This is a genomic window from Acinetobacter lwoffii, from assembly GCF_022809915.1.
Classification (GTDB): domain Bacteria; phylum Pseudomonadota; class Gammaproteobacteria; order Pseudomonadales; family Moraxellaceae; genus Acinetobacter; species Acinetobacter lwoffii_M.
The window spans coordinates 68,990-85,408 of sequence record NZ_JALGQY010000011.1 but is presented as its reverse complement, the minus strand read 5'-3'; the positions used below and the strand labels follow the sequence as shown (position 1 = coordinate 85,408).

The 16,419-nt window shown below is 42.7% G+C and carries 27 protein-coding genes and 2 tRNA genes; all 29 read right to left on the bottom strand.

The window, feature by feature from the left end; translation table 11 throughout:
• Window positions 1-3 precede the first annotated feature (3 nt).
• Window positions 4-399: a hypothetical protein gene (locus MTX11_RS07875; RefSeq protein ID WP_243474823.1), complete on the bottom strand. Its 396-nt coding sequence runs from the start codon at window positions 397-399 to the stop codon at window positions 4-6.
• Between the two features lie 62 nt (window positions 400-461).
• Complete coding sequence (locus MTX11_RS07870; RefSeq protein WP_243474822.1) at window positions 462-1,709, bottom strand: P22 phage major capsid protein family protein; 1,248 nt, start codon at window positions 1,707-1,709, stop codon at window positions 462-464.
• Between the two features lie 11 nt (window positions 1,710-1,720).
• The gene (locus MTX11_RS07865; RefSeq protein ID WP_243474821.1) at window positions 1,721-2,611 is read right to left on the bottom strand and encodes a hypothetical protein; all 891 of its coding nucleotides are present in this window, start codon (window positions 2,609-2,611) and stop codon (window positions 1,721-1,723) included.
• The gene (locus MTX11_RS07860; RefSeq protein ID WP_243474820.1) at window positions 2,601-4,682 is read right to left on the bottom strand and encodes a portal protein; all 2,082 of its coding nucleotides are present in this window, start codon (window positions 4,680-4,682) and stop codon (window positions 2,601-2,603) included. The genes MTX11_RS07865 and MTX11_RS07860 overlap by 11 nt, the downstream gene beginning before the upstream one ends.
• Before the next feature lie 17 nt (window positions 4,683-4,699).
• Complete coding sequence (locus tag MTX11_RS07855) at window positions 4,700-5,983, bottom strand: PBSX family phage terminase large subunit (protein ID WP_243474819.1); 1,284 nt, start codon at window positions 5,981-5,983, stop codon at window positions 4,700-4,702.
• Complete coding sequence (locus tag MTX11_RS07850) at window positions 5,958-6,488, bottom strand: terminase small subunit (RefSeq protein ID WP_243474818.1); 531 nt, start codon at window positions 6,486-6,488, stop codon at window positions 5,958-5,960. Before MTX11_RS07850 ends, MTX11_RS07855 begins: the two co-directional genes overlap by 26 nt.
• Window positions 6,489-6,543: 55 nt before the next feature.
• Window positions 6,544-6,759: a hypothetical protein gene (locus tag MTX11_RS07845; RefSeq protein ID WP_243474817.1), complete on the bottom strand. Its 216-nt coding sequence runs from the start codon at window positions 6,757-6,759 to the stop codon at window positions 6,544-6,546.
• Between the two features lie 41 nt (window positions 6,760-6,800).
• On the bottom strand, window positions 6,801-7,289 hold the full coding sequence (locus tag MTX11_RS07840; protein ID WP_243474816.1) for a recombination protein NinB: 489 nt from the start codon (window positions 7,287-7,289) through the stop codon (window positions 6,801-6,803).
• A gap of 18 nt (window positions 7,290-7,307) precedes the next feature.
• Window positions 7,308-7,601, bottom strand: a complete 294-nt coding sequence (locus MTX11_RS07835) for a hypothetical protein (RefSeq protein WP_243474815.1) — start codon at window positions 7,599-7,601, stop codon at window positions 7,308-7,310.
• A gap of 36 nt (window positions 7,602-7,637) precedes the next feature.
• Window positions 7,638-7,913 carry a DUF968 domain-containing protein gene (locus MTX11_RS07830; protein WP_243474814.1) on the bottom strand — a complete coding sequence of 92 codons (276 nt, stop codon included), beginning with the start codon at window positions 7,911-7,913 and terminating at the stop codon, window positions 7,638-7,640.
• Window positions 7,906-8,079: a hypothetical protein gene (locus MTX11_RS07825; protein WP_004731361.1), complete on the bottom strand. Its 174-nt coding sequence runs from the start codon at window positions 8,077-8,079 to the stop codon at window positions 7,906-7,908. Before MTX11_RS07825 ends, MTX11_RS07830 begins: the two co-directional genes overlap by 8 nt.
• Before the next feature lie 280 nt (window positions 8,080-8,359).
• A tRNA-Met gene (locus tag MTX11_RS07820) sits at window positions 8,360-8,436 on the bottom strand.
• A 2-nt stretch (window positions 8,437-8,438) separates the two neighbouring features.
• Window positions 8,439-8,515 (bottom strand) — tRNA-Arg (locus MTX11_RS07815).
• 327 nt (window positions 8,516-8,842) lie between these two features.
• A complete protein-coding gene (locus tag MTX11_RS07810) occupies window positions 8,843-9,634 on the bottom strand; it encodes a hypothetical protein (RefSeq protein WP_243474813.1) in 792 nt (263 codons plus the stop codon).
• A 104-nt stretch (window positions 9,635-9,738) separates the two neighbouring features.
• The gene (locus MTX11_RS07805) at window positions 9,739-10,179 is read right to left on the bottom strand and encodes a hypothetical protein (protein WP_243474812.1); all 441 of its coding nucleotides are present in this window, start codon (window positions 10,177-10,179) and stop codon (window positions 9,739-9,741) included.
• A gap of 10 nt (window positions 10,180-10,189) precedes the next feature.
• Window positions 10,190-10,420, bottom strand: a complete 231-nt coding sequence (locus MTX11_RS07800) for a hypothetical protein (RefSeq protein WP_155861511.1) — start codon at window positions 10,418-10,420, stop codon at window positions 10,190-10,192.
• Window positions 10,421-10,432: 12 nt separating this feature from the next.
• Entirely contained in the window at window positions 10,433-10,639 is a 207-nt protein-coding gene (locus tag MTX11_RS07795; protein ID WP_243474811.1) for a hypothetical protein, read from the bottom strand.
• 10 nt (window positions 10,640-10,649) lie between these two features.
• Complete coding sequence (locus MTX11_RS07790) at window positions 10,650-11,162, bottom strand: RusA family crossover junction endodeoxyribonuclease (RefSeq protein ID WP_004645338.1); 513 nt, start codon at window positions 11,160-11,162, stop codon at window positions 10,650-10,652.
• Window positions 11,155-11,718: a hypothetical protein gene (locus tag MTX11_RS07785; RefSeq protein WP_243474810.1), complete on the bottom strand. Its 564-nt coding sequence runs from the start codon at window positions 11,716-11,718 to the stop codon at window positions 11,155-11,157. Before MTX11_RS07785 ends, MTX11_RS07790 begins: the two co-directional genes overlap by 8 nt.
• Window positions 11,711-11,935, bottom strand: a complete 225-nt coding sequence (locus MTX11_RS07780) for a hypothetical protein (RefSeq protein WP_243474809.1) — start codon at window positions 11,933-11,935, stop codon at window positions 11,711-11,713. The genes MTX11_RS07785 and MTX11_RS07780 overlap by 8 nt, the downstream gene beginning before the upstream one ends.
• Window positions 11,932-12,522 (bottom strand): hypothetical protein, encoded by a 591-nt coding sequence (locus tag MTX11_RS07775; protein WP_243474808.1) that lies wholly within the window; start codon window positions 12,520-12,522, stop codon window positions 11,932-11,934. The genes MTX11_RS07780 and MTX11_RS07775 overlap by 4 nt, the downstream gene beginning before the upstream one ends.
• Window positions 12,519-12,782 carry a hypothetical protein gene (locus MTX11_RS07770; protein WP_243474807.1) on the bottom strand — a complete coding sequence of 88 codons (264 nt, stop codon included), beginning with the start codon at window positions 12,780-12,782 and terminating at the stop codon, window positions 12,519-12,521. Before MTX11_RS07770 ends, MTX11_RS07775 begins: the two co-directional genes overlap by 4 nt.
• Entirely contained in the window at window positions 12,779-13,078 is a 300-nt protein-coding gene (locus tag MTX11_RS07765) for a hypothetical protein (protein ID WP_243474806.1), read from the bottom strand. The genes MTX11_RS07770 and MTX11_RS07765 overlap by 4 nt, the downstream gene beginning before the upstream one ends.
• Window positions 13,075-13,272, bottom strand: coding sequence for a hypothetical protein (locus MTX11_RS07760; RefSeq protein WP_243474805.1), 198 nt, complete (start codon window positions 13,270-13,272; stop codon window positions 13,075-13,077). Before MTX11_RS07760 ends, MTX11_RS07765 begins: the two co-directional genes overlap by 4 nt.
• Window positions 13,269-13,493, bottom strand: a complete 225-nt coding sequence (locus MTX11_RS07755) for a hypothetical protein (RefSeq protein WP_017397995.1) — start codon at window positions 13,491-13,493, stop codon at window positions 13,269-13,271. Before MTX11_RS07755 ends, MTX11_RS07760 begins: the two co-directional genes overlap by 4 nt.
• Window positions 13,490-14,818, bottom strand: a complete 1,329-nt coding sequence (locus MTX11_RS07750) for a replicative DNA helicase (RefSeq protein WP_243474804.1) — start codon at window positions 14,816-14,818, stop codon at window positions 13,490-13,492. The genes MTX11_RS07755 and MTX11_RS07750 overlap by 4 nt, the downstream gene beginning before the upstream one ends.
• On the bottom strand, window positions 14,818-15,579 hold the full coding sequence (locus MTX11_RS07745; protein WP_243474803.1) for a replication protein: 762 nt from the start codon (window positions 15,577-15,579) through the stop codon (window positions 14,818-14,820). The genes MTX11_RS07750 and MTX11_RS07745 overlap by 1 nt, the downstream gene beginning before the upstream one ends.
• Complete coding sequence (locus tag MTX11_RS07740) at window positions 15,576-15,737, bottom strand: hypothetical protein (protein ID WP_239270192.1); 162 nt, start codon at window positions 15,735-15,737, stop codon at window positions 15,576-15,578. The genes MTX11_RS07745 and MTX11_RS07740 overlap by 4 nt, the downstream gene beginning before the upstream one ends.
• Window positions 15,734-16,402 (bottom strand): phage antirepressor KilAC domain-containing protein, encoded by a 669-nt coding sequence (locus MTX11_RS07735; protein WP_243474802.1) that lies wholly within the window; start codon window positions 16,400-16,402, stop codon window positions 15,734-15,736. Before MTX11_RS07735 ends, MTX11_RS07740 begins: the two co-directional genes overlap by 4 nt.
• Window positions 16,403-16,419: the final 17 nt, after the last annotated feature.

Genomic DNA, 16,419 nt, shown 5'->3' with positions numbered 1-16,419 from the left:
TATTTATTCAGAGTCTTTAGACTCATGATCCAGCACCAACTGAGCTAATTCAGGCTTGCCCGCATTGGCTTTGTATTTGATTTCAGCTTTATCAAGAATGGCTTTGAGTTCATCTGCTGGCTTATCTTCTAGTTCTTTGAAACGGATCTGTTTGCGTAGCTCTTGATTTTCTTTTAGAGCTTCAACCAGCTCTTCTTTCAGCTTGGTGTTTTCTGCTTTTAATTCAGAATTATCTGCAGCCGGCACCATTGGCGCAAATAGATAAGGATCTTCCGGCAAATCACCAAAACCCACCCAGCCAGAATCAAGCAGTTCTTTTTCTGACTCTTCATTCGATGCGGTTTGATGTTCGTATTTAGCTTTATTACCCTTGTAGAGCATTTTTGGATAATTCGACATTTCACTACTCCAAAAATGACGATGCCCGCTATATGCGGGCATTTGTCGTCACGGTTTTATTGTTAGGTCTGATTTTCCAGCATGATGCCAGCCAATTCAGGGTTAAGCACTTCCACGTTCGCCCACACAAACAAACGGTAGTTAGCCGCCAATGTATCGACGTTGGAATCGGACAACATCACAATTTGAATGCCGCTATCAGTAGTCGCTTTACGAACACGCTTACCAGAAGCTTCAAACGGTTCGGTGTTGAAGTCAGCATGCACAATTTCAATCGCTGATTTTTCATAGAACACGCTTGCCGCAGAGGTCTTTTTGTTCAGGATGGTAATTGCCGCATCAGCTGCTGCACCAGTGGTCACGTTTGCATAAGCTTTTTGAGCTACTGCGGTACCATCTGCAGGAACAATTGCAGGTGAAATTGTCCAGTTACCACCATTGATTGCAATAATACGGAAGGTTTTAAGTTGACCAGTAGACTGCTTATTGATATGACCAACCGCATATACACCTGCAATTGTGAACACATCGCCAACCGCAGCACCTGTACCAGTTTTAACTGCTAAAGTTTGAGTGCGGTTATCAGCCGGGATGCCATTCACATCAGCAGAAACTGGCGTATAAGACTGTGCACCGCTGACAAGGTAGCCAGAACCTGCAGAGCCAGCAATAGCGCGGCCATAATCAACACGGAAAGTATCGAAGCCTGCAATCGGTGGCAAAGTTGAGCGCTGATATGCATTCATTTGAGCTGTATTCATGGTTTGACGCGCAGCCAAGTTACCAGCAAGGTTTTTCGCCATACGTGGATTTAACAGCATGATACGCTCGCCACGAGTCGCTTGTTGCTCAAGCATCAGGGCATCAGCTTCTGCAGCATCATCGTAGGTATCAATTGCACCTGAGTTGATTACCGCTAGAGTACCGCGTTCTGCAATACGGTTAGCAACCAGCGTATCCAGCTTATTAGAAAGCAGGATGTTTGAGGTTTTAACAATATTGTCAAAAGCATACGGGTTGTTCAGATCCACACCAGTCAGTTTCACCGGTACGTTACGGATATGCGATTCAGTCAGAGTAGCTGGAACGGTAAGTTCTACCAGATCCTTGTATTGACCAGAGATGTCACGACCATCAACGATTTCTGTCATCAACGGCATCGGACGGTGGAAAGTCTGACCATTCAAAGCAAGTGCTTCAGCAGGTGCTTTGTATTGAGAAACGTTTTTAGAGCTGATGTTGGTCGCATCAAAGCCAGCCACAACATCATCAAAGAAAACATCAATTTTTTTAGCAAAAGAGTTTGGCATATAGAATTACCTTATTTCTGTAGAGATTTTTTGTACTTGATCAGTTCGGTACGATCACCAGTTTTCGCCGCTTTCGCTTCGAGTTGCGCTAACTTTTGATCTACCGCACCAGCTAATCCAGCTGAACCGCTCGGTTTCTTTTCCGGTTGTGTTGCTGGTTTACGTGTTTGAATTTTCATTTGAGAATCCAGTTTGGCAGCAGCGAAAGCAAATTGAATTGGGTCTGTAATCTCAGCCAGTTCTTTTGCTTTATTTGGATTTTTACCCAGGTGATACATGATCAGTTCAGGGTTTTCCGCTGCATGAATTAAAATGCCCTGCTGTGTCGGGGTGAGTTTGTCTTTTGCGGCTTCTTCTACTTCCTCAAAGTCACGGACTTTGGCTGCCACTGTTTGACGTCGCTCTTCATAGCTTTGCATTTTGTTTTGCCAAGCCTGTTGTGCTTTCTCTTCTTCAGCACGCTTTGATGCCTGTTGCTGTTCAACTTGGCGTTTACGCTCATGCCATTGTTCAACTGCGCTTTCAAATTGATCTTCGTCATAATCAAAGTCGGCAAGCTTTGGTTTAGGCCCAACTTCAATCGGCTTCTCAGCCGGTTTAGCCTGTTGCACCTGAGCTTCTAGCTCCTTGATGCGTTTTCGTGCTTCCCGCTCTTTTTTGCGAAGGTCTTTTACCCATGCTGGCGCTGGCTTACCACTAAAGTCATCATCATCGGATGGCTCTGGCTCTTCATCACCCACCGTAATAACAAACTCTTCATCTTCTGACATCTCATCATCAGACTGGTTTGATTCATCTTGGGTTTCTTCTGAATTTTCCTGACTTTCATCTTCCTGATTGTCTTCAATCGGGTCGATGTTGTCTTCTTCATCCAGTTCTGTGCGCAGGTCTTCAATTGACATATTGCATTTCCTCGTTCTGTATAGGCTGAACGGTTGCCTGTTGTGGTTGCATACCTAGTTGACCAATTGCTTCAAGCACTGCTTGTCGCTCGTCCATATCTAGGCGTGTCATTAAATCGATTGCTTTGGCTTTGGTTTCTTCTGCTCTTGCTATCGCAAGTTCAGTGTCTGCCTGTGCTTTAATTGCGAGTGATTTATTCTTTTCAGCTTCGGATTGCAGATACAGCGTGTTTGCATCAGGCTGCTGATTCTGAGCTTCTTGTGCGAGTTGCTGAGCTTCTTCTTTGGTTGGCTCTACAACACCCATACGCAGTAATTTCTTGCGGTAATATTCACGGACTTCATTAACACCCTCGCCTTCCATGTTCATCATAATCATGGATGACAAAACTTGTTGATCCATTGGATCAGATACCAGTGGAAGCATGTTTGTCAGAGAACGTACGGTTGCATTGCGCTTACTGGTCGATGTTGGCCCAATATCAATTGCGACATCAAACTTGGCTTTGGTTAAGTCGTTTGTGTGCTCAACTTCACCAGAGGTTGGGTTATAAACAGGTTTAAATAGCTCGATTGAGTCGATCTCGTCCTGATTACCCACTGTCTTCATTGTCCGACCATCTTCAACATAGAGTTCAGAAGCCATAGACAGCCAAATTTCACCAGAACGACGCACCGCTTTAGCAAAGTTCGAAATGTAGATAAAAGACTGCATATCCAAGCGGTTTTGAATCATCTCGATTGCAACACCGCTGGTATTTGAAACAATCTCATCGCCCGATTCTTGATTACCCAGAATGTCCGATAAATCTTGTTCAGTAACTTGAAGCAAGGCTGCCATTGCAGGTGGTACACTTGGCGGCTTGGTGTAAGCCACTGGACCTTGAGTAACAACATTGCCCATTGCATCTTTAAGCGGATGAGCCAATAGGAACGGATAGTTCTCAATATTGTCATTCGCCCACATGTGCTGAACACCAGCAACCTGTTCAGGCGCGAGAATAGGCTTCTCAACACTGGACATGGCACTAAGTTCACCCAGCTTGGATAACTGCATGTTCTTGAGTCGCTGAGCGTCCTTACAGAGCCGGACATGGCCCATGCAACGCTCTACGTTGTCGATATACCAGCGTTTGCCATATACCGGCACGATTGGAATATGACGACCAGCGATATAGCCGTAATCCTCAAGAACGCCAAGACCTGACATAAGAAGCTTACGAACGCGCTTACGCTCAAAATCTCGAACACGAACTTCTTTCGCACCTGTTGCGCTTAATTCATCGAGAATGCTTGGATCTTTTTCAAGTTGTTCTGCTGTATATCGTTCTTCAGAGCCATCGATTAAACGGAAAATATGAATCTTCTCTTTAACCTTTTCGACCTTGTAATATTCAGCGACATACACAGAATCTTTTGATGCCCAATCAAAGTGACTGTTGCTAACGGTTTTATCCCAAGAAGATGGATCCTGATCTTCACCATATTCTTCTTTGAATGCGTCACATGACATTGATGTTAGAACAAAGCAGTATTTCGCATCTGCTTTATCCTGGCGTTTGGCATCTGGATCAAAGAAAACACATGTATCAGCATCAAAAATAGGCTCTATTCTGATTCGTTGATGCTCGTTTTCTTCATCGTCCTCATCTTCATACTCAGCACGTAAACGCCAAGCACCAAAGCCTCCACCTACCGCTTCCTCAAATGCATTGTCATAAGCCTCATCCGCGCCTGAGTCTTGTTCATCTGCACGATAAAGCTTTGCACAGGTATCAGCCAAGTCATCATTGCTCACACCATCTTTGCTAATGAAGTTCACACCGATGCGGTTATTGCGATATTCATTGATAATACGAATGACAGCCAAGTGAATCTTATTGACTTCAAATTTAGGCTTATTTTCAAACTGTTCGCCTAACTTGCCTTCCCATTGAGCACCAGCAATAGAATAAAAACGACGATCCTCTAAGCACTGCTGACGTTCATCAGCAACAGCACCTTGAGCTTTATCAAATTGTTTCTTTGCGGTTTCGTGGATTTTGGCAAGTCGATCTGCTTTATCAGTCACGACTTGACTCCATTTGATTACCAACGATTGATTGTTGGGATTGGATTGATTATTGGTTGATCTCTTGGAGCGCACATTTTATTAACGTTAAGTGCTAACTCACCAAAAGCATCTGAGCCATGTGAGGCCCAATCATGTACTGGCGTTGCCTTAAACTGATCTAATTTGTCGTTAAATTCACGACGATAGTTTTGTAATGCACGAATACCGTGTGAGCACTTTTCTGCATCAAACCAGCAATCTTTCAGGAATTGCCGCGATGCTTCAATGCGATCTTCAGGGCCCAATCGAGCACCTTTTGTCATTCGATAACCTAGATTAGCCATGGTCTGCTCACGACTCACACCACTAGATAAATCACGCGCTGCAATATCATGTGGAGCAAAGTGCCTTTCATATCGATAGCCGTGCTCATGCGCTTTCTCATCAAGGATTCGAGCGTAATAAGCCAACGGCTCATCTGATGCTTCGTGATAATCAATGATCCGCTTTTCTTTGCCATAAATCTGACAAAACCAAATAGCAGTAGAGTCAAGAATCCCTAAATCCCAGCCTGTATAGACTGGTAAATTTGGATCATGCGGAACTTTGCAAATACGGTTTTCACGCTTGATTAACTCAAATTCAGCCTTGTAGATAGCACCGTCTGCAATTTCTTTTGGTCTGCCCAGCCAGATATGTTCGTATTGATCATAATCATCACGCATCATCTGCTCAGCTTCCAAAATCATATATTTCGGACACTCTTTGTTGTCTGTGTAGTTAATCTGCACAACAACAGTGTCATCACGATTTTTTGCTACATATTCAGCATAAACAGCATCACTTGGCAGCTTTGGGTTTAGACTCGCAATAATCATTGGTTTTTCAGTACGAATAACTGTGGGCACCAATATGGATAGCGAAAATCCACTAACGCTTTGAGCCTCTTCAATCCAAGTGATTGTTGCACCCTCAAACGACTTAATAGAATCAACCGTGTGACTCAATAAGCCTGAGAAAAATATCTCTGTGCCATTAATGCCGCGAATCTCTGTATCAAGCACCCGATAAAATGCAGTCAATCCAAGCGCAACAATGCGATCCGACAGTAATTTATGTACTGATCGCTTGATTGAATCCTGAACCTCACGACAACAAAGAATGCGATGCTTTCGTCTTGCGCCCTCAATCAAGAGGAAGTCTGCTATTTCCCATGACTTACCACCACCACGACCACCATGAAACACATAATTGAGCTTGTTTTGCTCCCAGTGCTTATAAAGTGGTTTGAATTTACTCGGTACTCGTTTCTCCATCATCTTCGAATACCACCTTTAAACTTAAATCGATTGGGCCGCCATCTTTGCCGGTGTGTTCAATTTTGTCTTTAAACGCCCCAACCGAAACATGCTTACCAAGCAATTCAAGGTTCTTCGTTTTATCCGGCCATTTGATCTTTTTAAAATAACCTTCACCATCACTCAGTTCAAGATTCTCAAGATTTACCACGTACTGTCGCCAAACTTTAGGCCATTCATTAACAGGTCGAATCTTCATCTGATCATCCATGATGTCTAAAACATCCATCTGGTCAATTTCGACTAGACGCTTTAAGACATAGGCGGCATCAATTTGGGTTTGTTCTTGTCGCCTGGCTTGAGCTTCTTGAATGGCATTTTGGATATTAGGTTTTATAAGGTTTTCTGCCCCAATCGCAGCTGCTGTCTTCTCACTATACCCAGCTCGAATCGCGGCTTGAGTTGCATTGAGGTCTATCAAATACTCATCGACAAACCTTTGCTGTTTATCTGTCAGGCCTGCCATAAATATTCATTCTCCAAATTACAGGTATTAAAAAACCTCCCGAAGGAGGTTTGGTTTATAAAGTATATGCTTCCCCGGTGTCTGGATGGTAGAAGTGACCCAATCCCTCTATTCGCACCACCTCACCATTAATCATCACTGCTACTAAATTTTCATATTCGCTACTAGGTGCATCAAGTGATGTGGATTTCTTTTTCTCATAAATACCTTCAAATACAACCTTGTTACCCTTAAGGTCTTTTAGCTCTACTTCTCTTTTAATAAAATTCATGATTAATGCCTTGTTGTCAGATAAGTCTTGATCCTAAATGATCACTCCTGATAACACCACTTCAAATCATCCGGCACAGTCAAATGAATACCTAATCTTGTGACAGTAAAATCATGCACGTAATTCAGATACTCGGTCATCTGCTTAACGCTTAATTTGGTTGTACTGCAAAGTCTTATCACTTGCTCTGCAATCACCCGGTATTCTTCACATTCATTCTGCTTGAGCATTGCAATCGCATTACAGGTCTCAGCAAACTCTTGATCGTCACGACGATAGATATAAATCAGAAATCGTTTCTTAAACTCGTAATGGAGTGAGTCTTTATCCTGACCAGTCTTTTTCTCTATCTGGCCAAGCCACATCCACATGAGCCTATTCTGTGCAGTGGATCTATCATCCTGCTTCTGATCAATCACCACCCTTAAAGGCTTACCCTCATTAATCGCTTGAGTGTAATTGGTGTGCATGTAGTTAATGGCTTTAGTGATGTCGGCATGACTCTGGATAGGAAACACGGCTTTTTGCATTTCCTATCTCCCTATCGATTAGGCAAAGATTGCTTTGAAATCCACTAATGCTTGATCTACATCTTCAGATGACTTGATGTTGTTTAAAGCATCAAGAACACGTTGATTATGATGGCCCAACTTATGAAACTCAGCCTGCTTCTTAATCTTAAGAGGATTAACGTATGACAACTGCTCTTCGATCATTTCTTTAATTTCATTAAGCTCACTTTCAAGTTCGCCTGCCTTCAACTTAGAAACAAATGCATCGATATCGCTTTTGCTTGCCGAGCCATCTAGAAAATTAACCGTGAACTCCGTTACTTGTTCCATTTTCTTCTCACATAAAAAAAGAGCCATCTGGCTCAGTTAAAAAATCTCTTTGTCTGTTTGATTCAACATCCGCTCAACTCTCACCAACCACTGATCAAACATTGCTTCACTCTCTGCCCGATTGCCTAATTCAAAACGGTCGAATGCAGCATGACAGATTGCACATAAGGGAATTACAAATAGATCGGATGCCTTAATCCCTCTACCCTTACCATGCTTTGCTGAATTACTGTGGGCCGCTTGTGAGTTTGGATTGCCACACCGCACACACGGAAGCTTTCTGATTGCTGCTAATCGCTTTGCATCACGCATACAATGCTTCACGTAAATTCTTAATACGCTCTTTCAGCTTAATCATGATGCCGTCAATTGCCAGCAGCTCATTTCGTGTCAATCCTGATCGACTGAGATTTTGATACTTAGACAGCTCAGCACTGCAAAATTCTAAGTCTTGTTTCGCCTGTACTTTGTCTGTCATGTAATCACCAATAAGAAAAGAAAAACCCCTCAACATCTAGAATGCGAGGGGCTTTGATTGCCGTAATCCGTCCGGCGAATGTCACCGAAGTGACAAGGGTTTATTCATCTAGCCATTTGCCACATTTACGACATTCAATCTGGATAAAAATATCAGACTCGTAATCGTAGTGATGAAAGCAGAATAGGCGCTTTAGGAATTGGAGCATGTGGATCTCCTTAGCGATATGGTACCTTCACAAATGAAGGTACCATCAGCGGAACAAATGTCTTTTTATATCTGGTGGGCCTGATCAGATTTGAACTGATTGTCTCCCCGTTATGAGCGGGACGCTTATACCATTTAAGCTTAAGGCCCATTGGCACGCCATGTAGGACTCGAACCCACAACCATTGGTATAGAAAACCCATGCTCTTTCCAGTTGAGCTAATGGCGCTTAAATAAGGACGTGGCAAATTGCCACACCCTTGCCTTAGATTTCGATATTGACCAGCTCGGCAACTGATCTACCGCTACTTACAATCACACACACCTAACATGCACGGTCTGCTTTACTTGCTTTCAATCCTCTTTAGGTCGGGACGCTACTCCCTAGTCTAGATTCCCGAAGGAAGTTTACTCGATGGCATGTTCCACTGGTCAGCACTCCAGTAGGAATAGGTTGCCTTTTTACAGGCAACAAAAAAGCCCACCTTTCGATGAGCTTCTTTGTCAGTCAAAGTGAATTACTTACACTTCGGTGACTTATAGCACATAAGTTATATTATGCGTTTAAACGTGTCAACAAGTTTTCAATTTGATTGATATTTGGACTAATTTCCTTGTAGCACTCACCCACACCCGGAAAGCTAATTTTAGGGTAATACTTACACCCCTTAAGGATTTTTCTGATAGCTTTTTCCAAATCCCATGCATTACTCGCTCTGGTATTAACAAATTTCACCACCTCATACTCATAGGGCATGATGTTTTTTGTGGGAAATCGACCTTGGATGCTTTTTGCTGTAATACCTACCTTATAAAAACTCTCTTTCTCATTAAAACACCGAATAATATAAAGATTGGCACTTCCGTCATGCTTTTCGCTGCAATGCTTTTGGTAGCTATTTTTACCTAGACTAGAGTTAAAGCACTTCGGGCATCCACTACCACTCATGTGTGCTGTTGGTCTTTGCTCAAAATACCCATGCTTATGGCATTTTATTCTTACACCCACATTTGACTTTAAGTACACAACCTCAGAATAGTCATATCGATCACCATGAAATTTGCGACTTCTTTCAATAAAGATCTCTTTGGTTAATTTGGCTTTCGGGGAGCATTTTGCACAGCCCATTCCACCAGTATGTCTTTTAGCTATTTGATTGAATTCACCATGTATAGGGCAAATAACCGTCACCTTGCTTTCCACATTTTTATATTCGGTTTGGCTATAGTCGTATTTATCACCATGAGCCGATCGAGCTTCAGCGATAAATTGTTCAAGAGTTTTTCTCTTGGTCGATCTTTTAGTTTGCGTAGTTTCGATCATAACTTTAGAATTGCAATCAGTCATATTGTTACCTCTAATAACAGTGTGATTAGAACCCGATTTGTGCTTCCAACACTCATCGGGTTTGTACGTTAATTATACCATAAATAGCTAATTTCTAATAAATTTTAGCTAATTTTAAGTTTCTTATTGTGTCCGCAAATATAGTATTTTCCTGCAAAAACCATATTGTTAATTGAGCTTCGACTTAAGGTAAATTCTCTCTCCATCTGGCTTAATGACATCCCTCTCACATTCTTCTCAATGAACAACTGCACAGCAACTTTGGCTGAAGCACAAACCGAACTCGACTTGTTAAAATCAACAATCAACTTCCGGACCTGCTCAGCTTCAAAATCATTAATCTGGCAAATAACTTGATCCTTACGCGGTGCCACCCCTTTGTTGTTTTCAAGAATCAGCCAGTAAATCTGATTTACCCCAAGTAAGTCTGGTTGATTTCCTGACTTCATACGCGAAATCTGGATGTATGCCCCATACTGCTTAAGCCATTCCTCAATCGAAAACTTTGACCAGTCCATTACTTGTGCTTTCACTACTGCATTCATCCCAATCTCCTTATTTCTGCGACCAATATTCTTCTTGAACATTCTTTAGGTTTGGTATTTCTTGCCAAAACTCGACTATTTCCCAACTAACTCGATTCTCAACATAGAAATAACCATCACCACAAATAGGAGTGCCAAAACGAATTTTTCCATCCGTACACAAACACATTACTTTCTTGCCTGGTGGCATATCTTCAACATGAATCCACTCTGCACCTACCGCCTTCACCATCGCATTCATCCCTATTCCCTCTTAATCTTTAAAACCTTGCTTAATTTCTTTGCGTGTTGCCAACCTCACATCGTCGTATGAGTAAGCAACCTTGTAATTCCATTCTTTTGTGTAAATTCGGCCATGCGCGACCAAGGCAACATTTTGAATATCAGTGATAGGATCATCGCCAACCGTTACCACTTTTGAGCCTTTCCGAATGAATAACCATTTAAAAAATCTACCCATCCCAATCCCCTCAAACCCTTAACTTTTCAACTTGAATAATCAGCTTCCCGCCTTTTTCTGATGGCAATCGCTTTACAAGCAATTCATCCACCTGGGAATCATCCAGAATCAATCCACCTTTCGACAAAGCATCAAAGCAAGGCTTCACAATGTTATCGATGTCGCGTATTTTCGCATCAGGTGGCGCGTATTCGATCTTTACGCGAACTCTGCCCTGATACCCTGCCGGCTCAATAAAACGCTTCATAACGTCAATAAAGTGGATTGCACGCTTACTTAATCGGTTGGTCTTGTTTGCCCCACGAATCCAGTAGTGATTTACCGAAGGAGGTGTGATTAAAACTTCACACCAGAGCAACTCATCATTCATCACACCAAATCCCTTCCCTTCGACCAGATGAGCCGGAACCTTCGGCATTGGATCTGGATTGGATTTCTTTTTCCCCGACTTAGCTGTTACACCAAATCGAGGGCCAATACCGGCTTTTCGTGCCTGTGCTGCGGTGATACGGAGATTAGTCATTGGCACCTCGCAGGGCTTGCTTATTTAATAAAACACCATGCTTTATTGCCCGGCACTTCAATTCATCGAGCAATTCTTCTAAACCTGCGAAATTTGCCTTTTTAACGATTTCAGCAATTACCTCATTCGCCAAATCTTCTGAATGCTTCCTACAATCACATTCCTCGTAATCTGGTGAATCTAAATACCCGCAATCACAAACGTAATCACGCTTAGCTGCCTCAAGTTCATCCCTCTCTTTCTTCACCTGGATATAACAAGCCTCCATGTTGTTAAGCTGGGCTTTTAGTTCCTCGCATTTCCCACTAACATCCTCCCAACACTTCTTTGTCGCCTGGTACTTAACAAGCAGCGCCCGATGATCAGATTCGCGTAATTTGGCTTTGTAAATAAGGTCATCAATGATGGTTTGTTGGTGGCTCCATGCTTCAGCCTGATCCTCAACTTCCTTAATCCCATAAAACAAAGTCCCATCAATATCCTTAAATTTCTGAAACAGTATTTTTGGTGATCTGTTTGGGTATTTAGCCTCAATGTATTTCTCAAAATCATTCATGCTCAATCACCTTCGTATTTGGAGAAACATGATTCCGAATGTCACTACAATGGTCAGTTTCCTCATCCGACCACTGTTTTACATTCACATCAAAAGGCTCTGATTTTTGTTCTGAGCAATAGGTGCAGATCAACTGGCGCTCAACACTCTCGACTGTGGAAATGTTTTCCCAGTCATGGTCGCAGTCTTTTAATTCTGTTTTCTCGATTAAGTTCATGCTGCTGCTCCTTGCAATTCATACTTGCGACACATCCCTCGCACCACTCGTTCAGCCTTGAAAATGTTGTAGGCTTCAATATCCTTAAAAGTCACTTCTGTTTTGATGTAAGTCAGGCTCTTGAAAAGCTTGTAGCCCTTCTTCCGATATTCAGCGTGAATGTCATCCATTTCTTCACTAATGCCTTTCCATCGGCGCTTGATGTCGCCATCCATAATTTTTAATTCTGGATTACCACCAACACGGAATTCATCCCATTTCATCACTGGCAATTCAAACTGACGCGCATCATCGACAATGTTGCTCGGGTCATCTTCGTGGTAGTAATACGAGTCGATACCCACAAAAAACTCATAGGCATCTTTGGTCAGGTCGTTAATGAGTGGCACAATCAAGTCACCATCATGCAGCGCGTAAATTTTGTTGATGACTTCCGACTTGGTTAAGCCCATCGCATTGTATTTTTGACAGGCTTCTTCCACCTCCACAGCTTCAAAACTCATCCAAAGCTCATAAGGCTTCTGCGATTCGCGCTGCACCAGATTGACCAACTTATTCGGGTTATATTTCTTATTGCGCTTTTTCATCCCTGCACTCCAAATAACTGTTTAGCCTTACCTGTCAGGTAATACCGATACTCCTCACCATTCTTGGCCTTGGCGTACAAAAGGCCAATCTGAACAAAGTTTTTTAAATATCGCTGTACCGCACGCTTTGTCACATTTGGCATAACTTGCTGCTGAATTTCAGATGCAGTTGCTACTGGGGTGTTCTTAACAGCCAGAAGGACATCAATTCCACGATCTAGCACGGCAGCGCTATTGAGCTTTGAAAATGACTGGTTCACGCGGCACCTCTCACATCCAAGCGAGCACCGATACGATCAGCCTCACGCTTAAATTCCTCCAGCATGTCGCTTAGCCCAAACTGATTGCCACGACTCACAAGTTCCTTAATGAACTCATCACGAACTTCTTGCATTTCTTCATCGTGATTGCATTGATGTTCTTCACACTCATGCGTTTCGCATTCAAGGCATTCAAATTCATACCCTTGTTCTTGCATCTCATCTGCTATATCGCTCAGGTCAGACGGTGAAGCTGAGGCAATAAACGCAAGCACATCGTCAAGTGTTGTATTCATGCCGCCACCTGCTTCATTTTCGCTTTCAATGCAGCGCGCTGATTACTAATCGCTTTAGCTTCCTTGCAGAACTCACAACGGCATTTGTGCTTGTTGTATGCGTAAACAGTGCCGTGATTGATTACTGGTGCGTATGCAAGACCTTCCAGTTCTTCGCACCAATCCATTGTTTTTTGATCTCTTATATTTTTCATTTCACATCTCCAATACGGCACATGAATACGATGTTCATTCCACCCCATGACGGGCGATTAAAATTCTTAAGTTCTTTTCTCAAAGACGATTCAATGCTTGCTCTGGTTTCAGTTTTGTAAGGCATTGGGCTTTTGAAGATGCGTCTTGCATCTTGATAGGCCTCTACGGTTACTGTTCGCGCTTGACGGTCAATTGCCGTCACTTGGACTTCGACACTCACACCCCACCCCCTGCGCTTTCCTCTACTCGTACCGATGCAAAGCGACAAATATCTAAACGATCCATCACCCGAACTACGCCTTTCTTGCCATGACGGTTTTTAGCGATAATGATTTCTGTAATACCGCTGGGCATTTCGTCATCACTGTTCACGATTGGATGGGCCAATAAAATCTGATCCGCGTCCTGCTCAATCTGGCCAGACTCTTTCAAGTCAGATGCTTTCGGACGTTTACCTTTTTCAGACTCACGGTTGAGCTGTGCCAGTGCGATTACAGGGCAATCAAATTCCTTCGCCATCGCCTTCAAATCACGACTGATTGAGCTAACTTCCTGATAGCGGTCTTTCTTGGTTGGATCACGTACCAACTGAAGGTAATCAATGATGATGCAGCCCAATTTTTTATAGTTGCGCTTGGCCTTACGTGCATAAGAGTGAATCTCTGCAATGGTCGGCTTTTGCTTATCTTCAACATGAATTGGCAGCTTGCTAAAACGATTCTGAGCGCCCGCAAATTCCTGAATCATCCCGTCGTACAGGTCAGCATTATGAATGTTGTCGTATGGAATCTGGGTGAGTGCTGAGATACAGCGATTGGTGAATGTCTCCACATCCATCTCAGCAGATACAACCAGTACCGCTTCCTTGAACTGCATAGCAGTCTGAATCGCCACCATTTGCGCCAGAGTGGACTTTCCAGAGCCGGGTCTACCACCGATCACACAAAAATGGCCGCGCTGAATGGTGCCCACTACGTTGTCCAGATGAGGCAGATTAAACTTAACCCCTGTGTACTGCTTGTTGGCCTTGGCCTCTGCTTTCTGGATCAGCTGATCACCAGCGCGTTTTAATGCTTCCTCAAACGTAAAACTAGACTTCTCCAATTTCTCATTGGTGGTCGCCTTGTTCAGGATATTTTCAGCAGCGTTATGCACATCAGGTACGGTTAAATCTCTTGCCACTTCCTGAATACTTCGGCCCATGCTTTCAACTTCACGATGCGCTTTCAGCTTGTTGAGTTCAGCAACATAGGATTCCAGGTTGTAGAAACTCGACGGTGCATCTGCCATCAACGTCATTAGGTATTCAGCAGGCGTTACACCAACCAGTGAATTTTTCTCATTCAGTTTCTGCTCAACAAAAACCACATCGTATGGCTTGTTCTCGTTAGCCAGATCAGTAATGGCCTTGTAGATCTCTTGATGACGGTTTGCGAAGAAGCAATTTTCATCCAGATCGTTCATCACGGTTTCAAGTGAGTTCTGAACGGTCATCAGTGCAGCAAGTACACATTGCTCGATGGAGTTGTTATGAATATCGATCATTACCAATCCCCCATGTCAGGTTGAAGGTTTTGGGTATCGACAGGTTGATTAAATACTGGGGCTTGAGTGGTCCAGTAATCATTCTCCCAATTTTTCTGGTTTAGCCAGACAGTCGGTGCTGGAATGAATTCACCATCCTGTTTAATCCAAGACTGATCTTGTTTTTGAGCATTTAGAATTTTGATTAATGCTTCAGTAGTCACAACTGATTTGTATTTCTCAAAAGTTTTGAATGTTCCTGACTTGTCTGATTTACGTTTACAGCGAGGATATGATTCCCAGAATCTTTCAAAGTCTTCTGAGAAACCAACCTGTTTTTTAGGTGAGCCCTTTTTCTTTTGATTAGTTTCTTTTGATAGTTTCTTTTGTGTGTTAAAAATTTTTACTAGTGGCAGTAAAGTTTTTTTACTAGAGTAGTTAAAAATTTTTACTAGTAAGATTTTTTTACTAGGCAATAAAAGAAAGAACCCGTCGTAGATTTCATCATTAATTGAGTATGTTTTTCCGTAGCGTGTTGCTTCGTGTTCTAAAACAATTCCAGCCTCAACCAGATACTTGATAGACTCAACAACGGTTGGTCTGGATTTCCCGGTAAACTTCATAAATTGGGATATTGATATTGAATCAACTTCCTTGCTCCAGCCTCTTGTTTTACGAACAATCAGTAGGTACATCTTCACAGACGAGTCTGGTAGCTTAACCATGATCTCATCAATAAATGCGTTTGGAATTTGAGAAAAGTTTGGCACAAATTTACTCATATCTTTTCCCCAATCATGAAGTTAGATAAATCAATTTTGGCAATCGCCAAGCGATGTGCGTTTTCAAGTGTTTCGTTAAGAGTGAATGCCACTACGGCCTTTTGAAAATTATCGATCCGGCGTTGTAATTCGGTTTCAAGTAGTGCTGCTCTGTTCATACAACCCCCTCACCAACTAATTTCTCAATAACCCACGCCTCACCTTTTGTTGTGAACATAGGTTGAGAAAAGCCAAGTTCGGTCTGTTTCAACTCACCAAAGCCTTTATCGATAAACCATTGCTGGAATACTCGTGCACGCTTAACGCCACGGCTGTAAACATTGAGCTGGTCGAGATGCTTATTCATAGCCATAGCTGACATGCCAAGCTTTTGAGCAACTTGGGTAGCGTTTAGAAGTGTTGAGCGTTCGACCACAGTGTCAAAGTACTGGACTTTAGGTGCTGCGAGTTCTAATTGACGCGCCTGATCGGCTGCTAGTTGGAGGGCTTCAGCAAAAGTTTGAGGAAGCTGTACAGCATTTTGGTTTTCAAGTTCGTACCAGCGTTTTACTAATGCCGCGGTGAACTCTGGGCAAAGCTGAGCAACTACAGTAATTGAGTCTAATTTGCCTTGTTCGCCAGAGAAAATATAAACCTCAACATTGTAGGTGCGACTATTGGCTTCTTTTTGCACAACCTCAATTTGAGGACATGCTATTACCTGTTGATTAATGAGGTTTTCGATAAGGCGCTTAACATTATCGTGGCGTTTTTGACAAAGCTCTGAAATATCAAGGCTTGTCATGCTCTGTTGATTATGATTAAATTGTGTCATCATATTCATGTTTGAATCTCCTAGGA

Coding starts and splice junctions, on each gene's coding strand:
- MTX11_RS07840 (WP_243474816.1), bottom strand. CDS start 7,289: ATGCAAAAAGCCGTGTTTCCTATCCAGAGTCATGCCGACATCACTAAA.
- MTX11_RS07830 (WP_243474814.1), bottom strand. CDS start 7,913: ATGCGTGATGCAAAGCGATTAGCAGCAATCAGAAAGCTTCCGTGTGTG.
- MTX11_RS07795 (WP_243474811.1), bottom strand. CDS start 10,639: ATGGGTAGATTTTTTAAATGGTTATTCATTCGGAAAGGCTCAAAAGTG.
- MTX11_RS07780 (WP_243474809.1), bottom strand. CDS start 11,935: ATGAACTTAATCGAGAAAACAGAATTAAAAGACTGCGACCATGACTGG.
- MTX11_RS07790 (WP_004645338.1), bottom strand. CDS start 11,162: ATGACTAATCTCCGTATCACCGCAGCACAGGCACGAAAAGCCGGTATT.
- MTX11_RS07765 (WP_243474806.1), bottom strand. CDS start 13,078: ATGAATACAACACTTGACGATGTGCTTGCGTTTATTGCCTCAGCTTCA.
- MTX11_RS07775 (WP_243474808.1), bottom strand. CDS start 12,522: ATGAAAAAGCGCAATAAGAAATATAACCCGAATAAGTTGGTCAATCTG.
- MTX11_RS07870 (WP_243474822.1), bottom strand. CDS start 1,709: ATGCCAAACTCTTTTGCTAAAAAAATTGATGTTTTCTTTGATGATGTT.
- MTX11_RS07875 (WP_243474823.1), bottom strand. CDS start 399: ATGTCGAATTATCCAAAAATGCTCTACAAGGGTAATAAAGCTAAATAC.
- MTX11_RS07865 (WP_243474821.1), bottom strand. CDS start 2,611: ATGTCAATTGAAGACCTGCGCACAGAACTGGATGAAGAAGACAACATC.
- MTX11_RS07845 (WP_243474817.1), bottom strand. CDS start 6,759: ATGAATTTTATTAAAAGAGAAGTAGAGCTAAAAGACCTTAAGGGTAAC.
- MTX11_RS07740 (WP_239270192.1), bottom strand. CDS start 15,737: ATGAACAGAGCAGCACTACTTGAAACCGAATTACAACGCCGGATCGAT.
- MTX11_RS07825 (WP_004731361.1), bottom strand. CDS start 8,079: ATGACAGACAAAGTACAGGCGAAACAAGACTTAGAATTTTGCAGTGCT.
- MTX11_RS07760 (WP_243474805.1), bottom strand. CDS start 13,272: ATGAAAAATATAAGAGATCAAAAAACAATGGATTGGTGCGAAGAACTG.
- MTX11_RS07745 (WP_243474803.1), bottom strand. CDS start 15,579: ATGAGTAAATTTGTGCCAAACTTTTCTCAAATTCCAAACGCATTTATT.
- MTX11_RS07805 (WP_243474812.1), bottom strand. CDS start 10,179: ATGAATGCAGTAGTGAAAGCACAAGTAATGGACTGGTCAAAGTTTTCG.
- MTX11_RS07810 (WP_243474813.1), bottom strand. CDS start 9,634: ATGACTGATTGCAATTCTAAAGTTATGATCGAAACTACGCAAACTAAA.
- MTX11_RS07855 (WP_243474819.1), bottom strand. CDS start 5,983: ATGATGGAGAAACGAGTACCGAGTAAATTCAAACCACTTTATAAGCAC.
- MTX11_RS07785 (WP_243474810.1), bottom strand. CDS start 11,718: ATGAATGATTTTGAGAAATACATTGAGGCTAAATACCCAAACAGATCA.
- MTX11_RS07850 (WP_243474818.1), bottom strand. CDS start 6,488: ATGGCAGGCCTGACAGATAAACAGCAAAGGTTTGTCGATGAGTATTTG.
- MTX11_RS07800 (WP_155861511.1), bottom strand. CDS start 10,420: ATGAATGCGATGGTGAAGGCGGTAGGTGCAGAGTGGATTCATGTTGAA.
- MTX11_RS07750 (WP_243474804.1), bottom strand. CDS start 14,818: ATGATCGATATTCATAACAACTCCATCGAGCAATGTGTACTTGCTGCA.
- MTX11_RS07735 (WP_243474802.1), bottom strand. CDS start 16,402: ATGAATATGATGACACAATTTAATCATAATCAACAGAGCATGACAAGC.
- MTX11_RS07835 (WP_243474815.1), bottom strand. CDS start 7,601: ATGGAACAAGTAACGGAGTTCACGGTTAATTTTCTAGATGGCTCGGCA.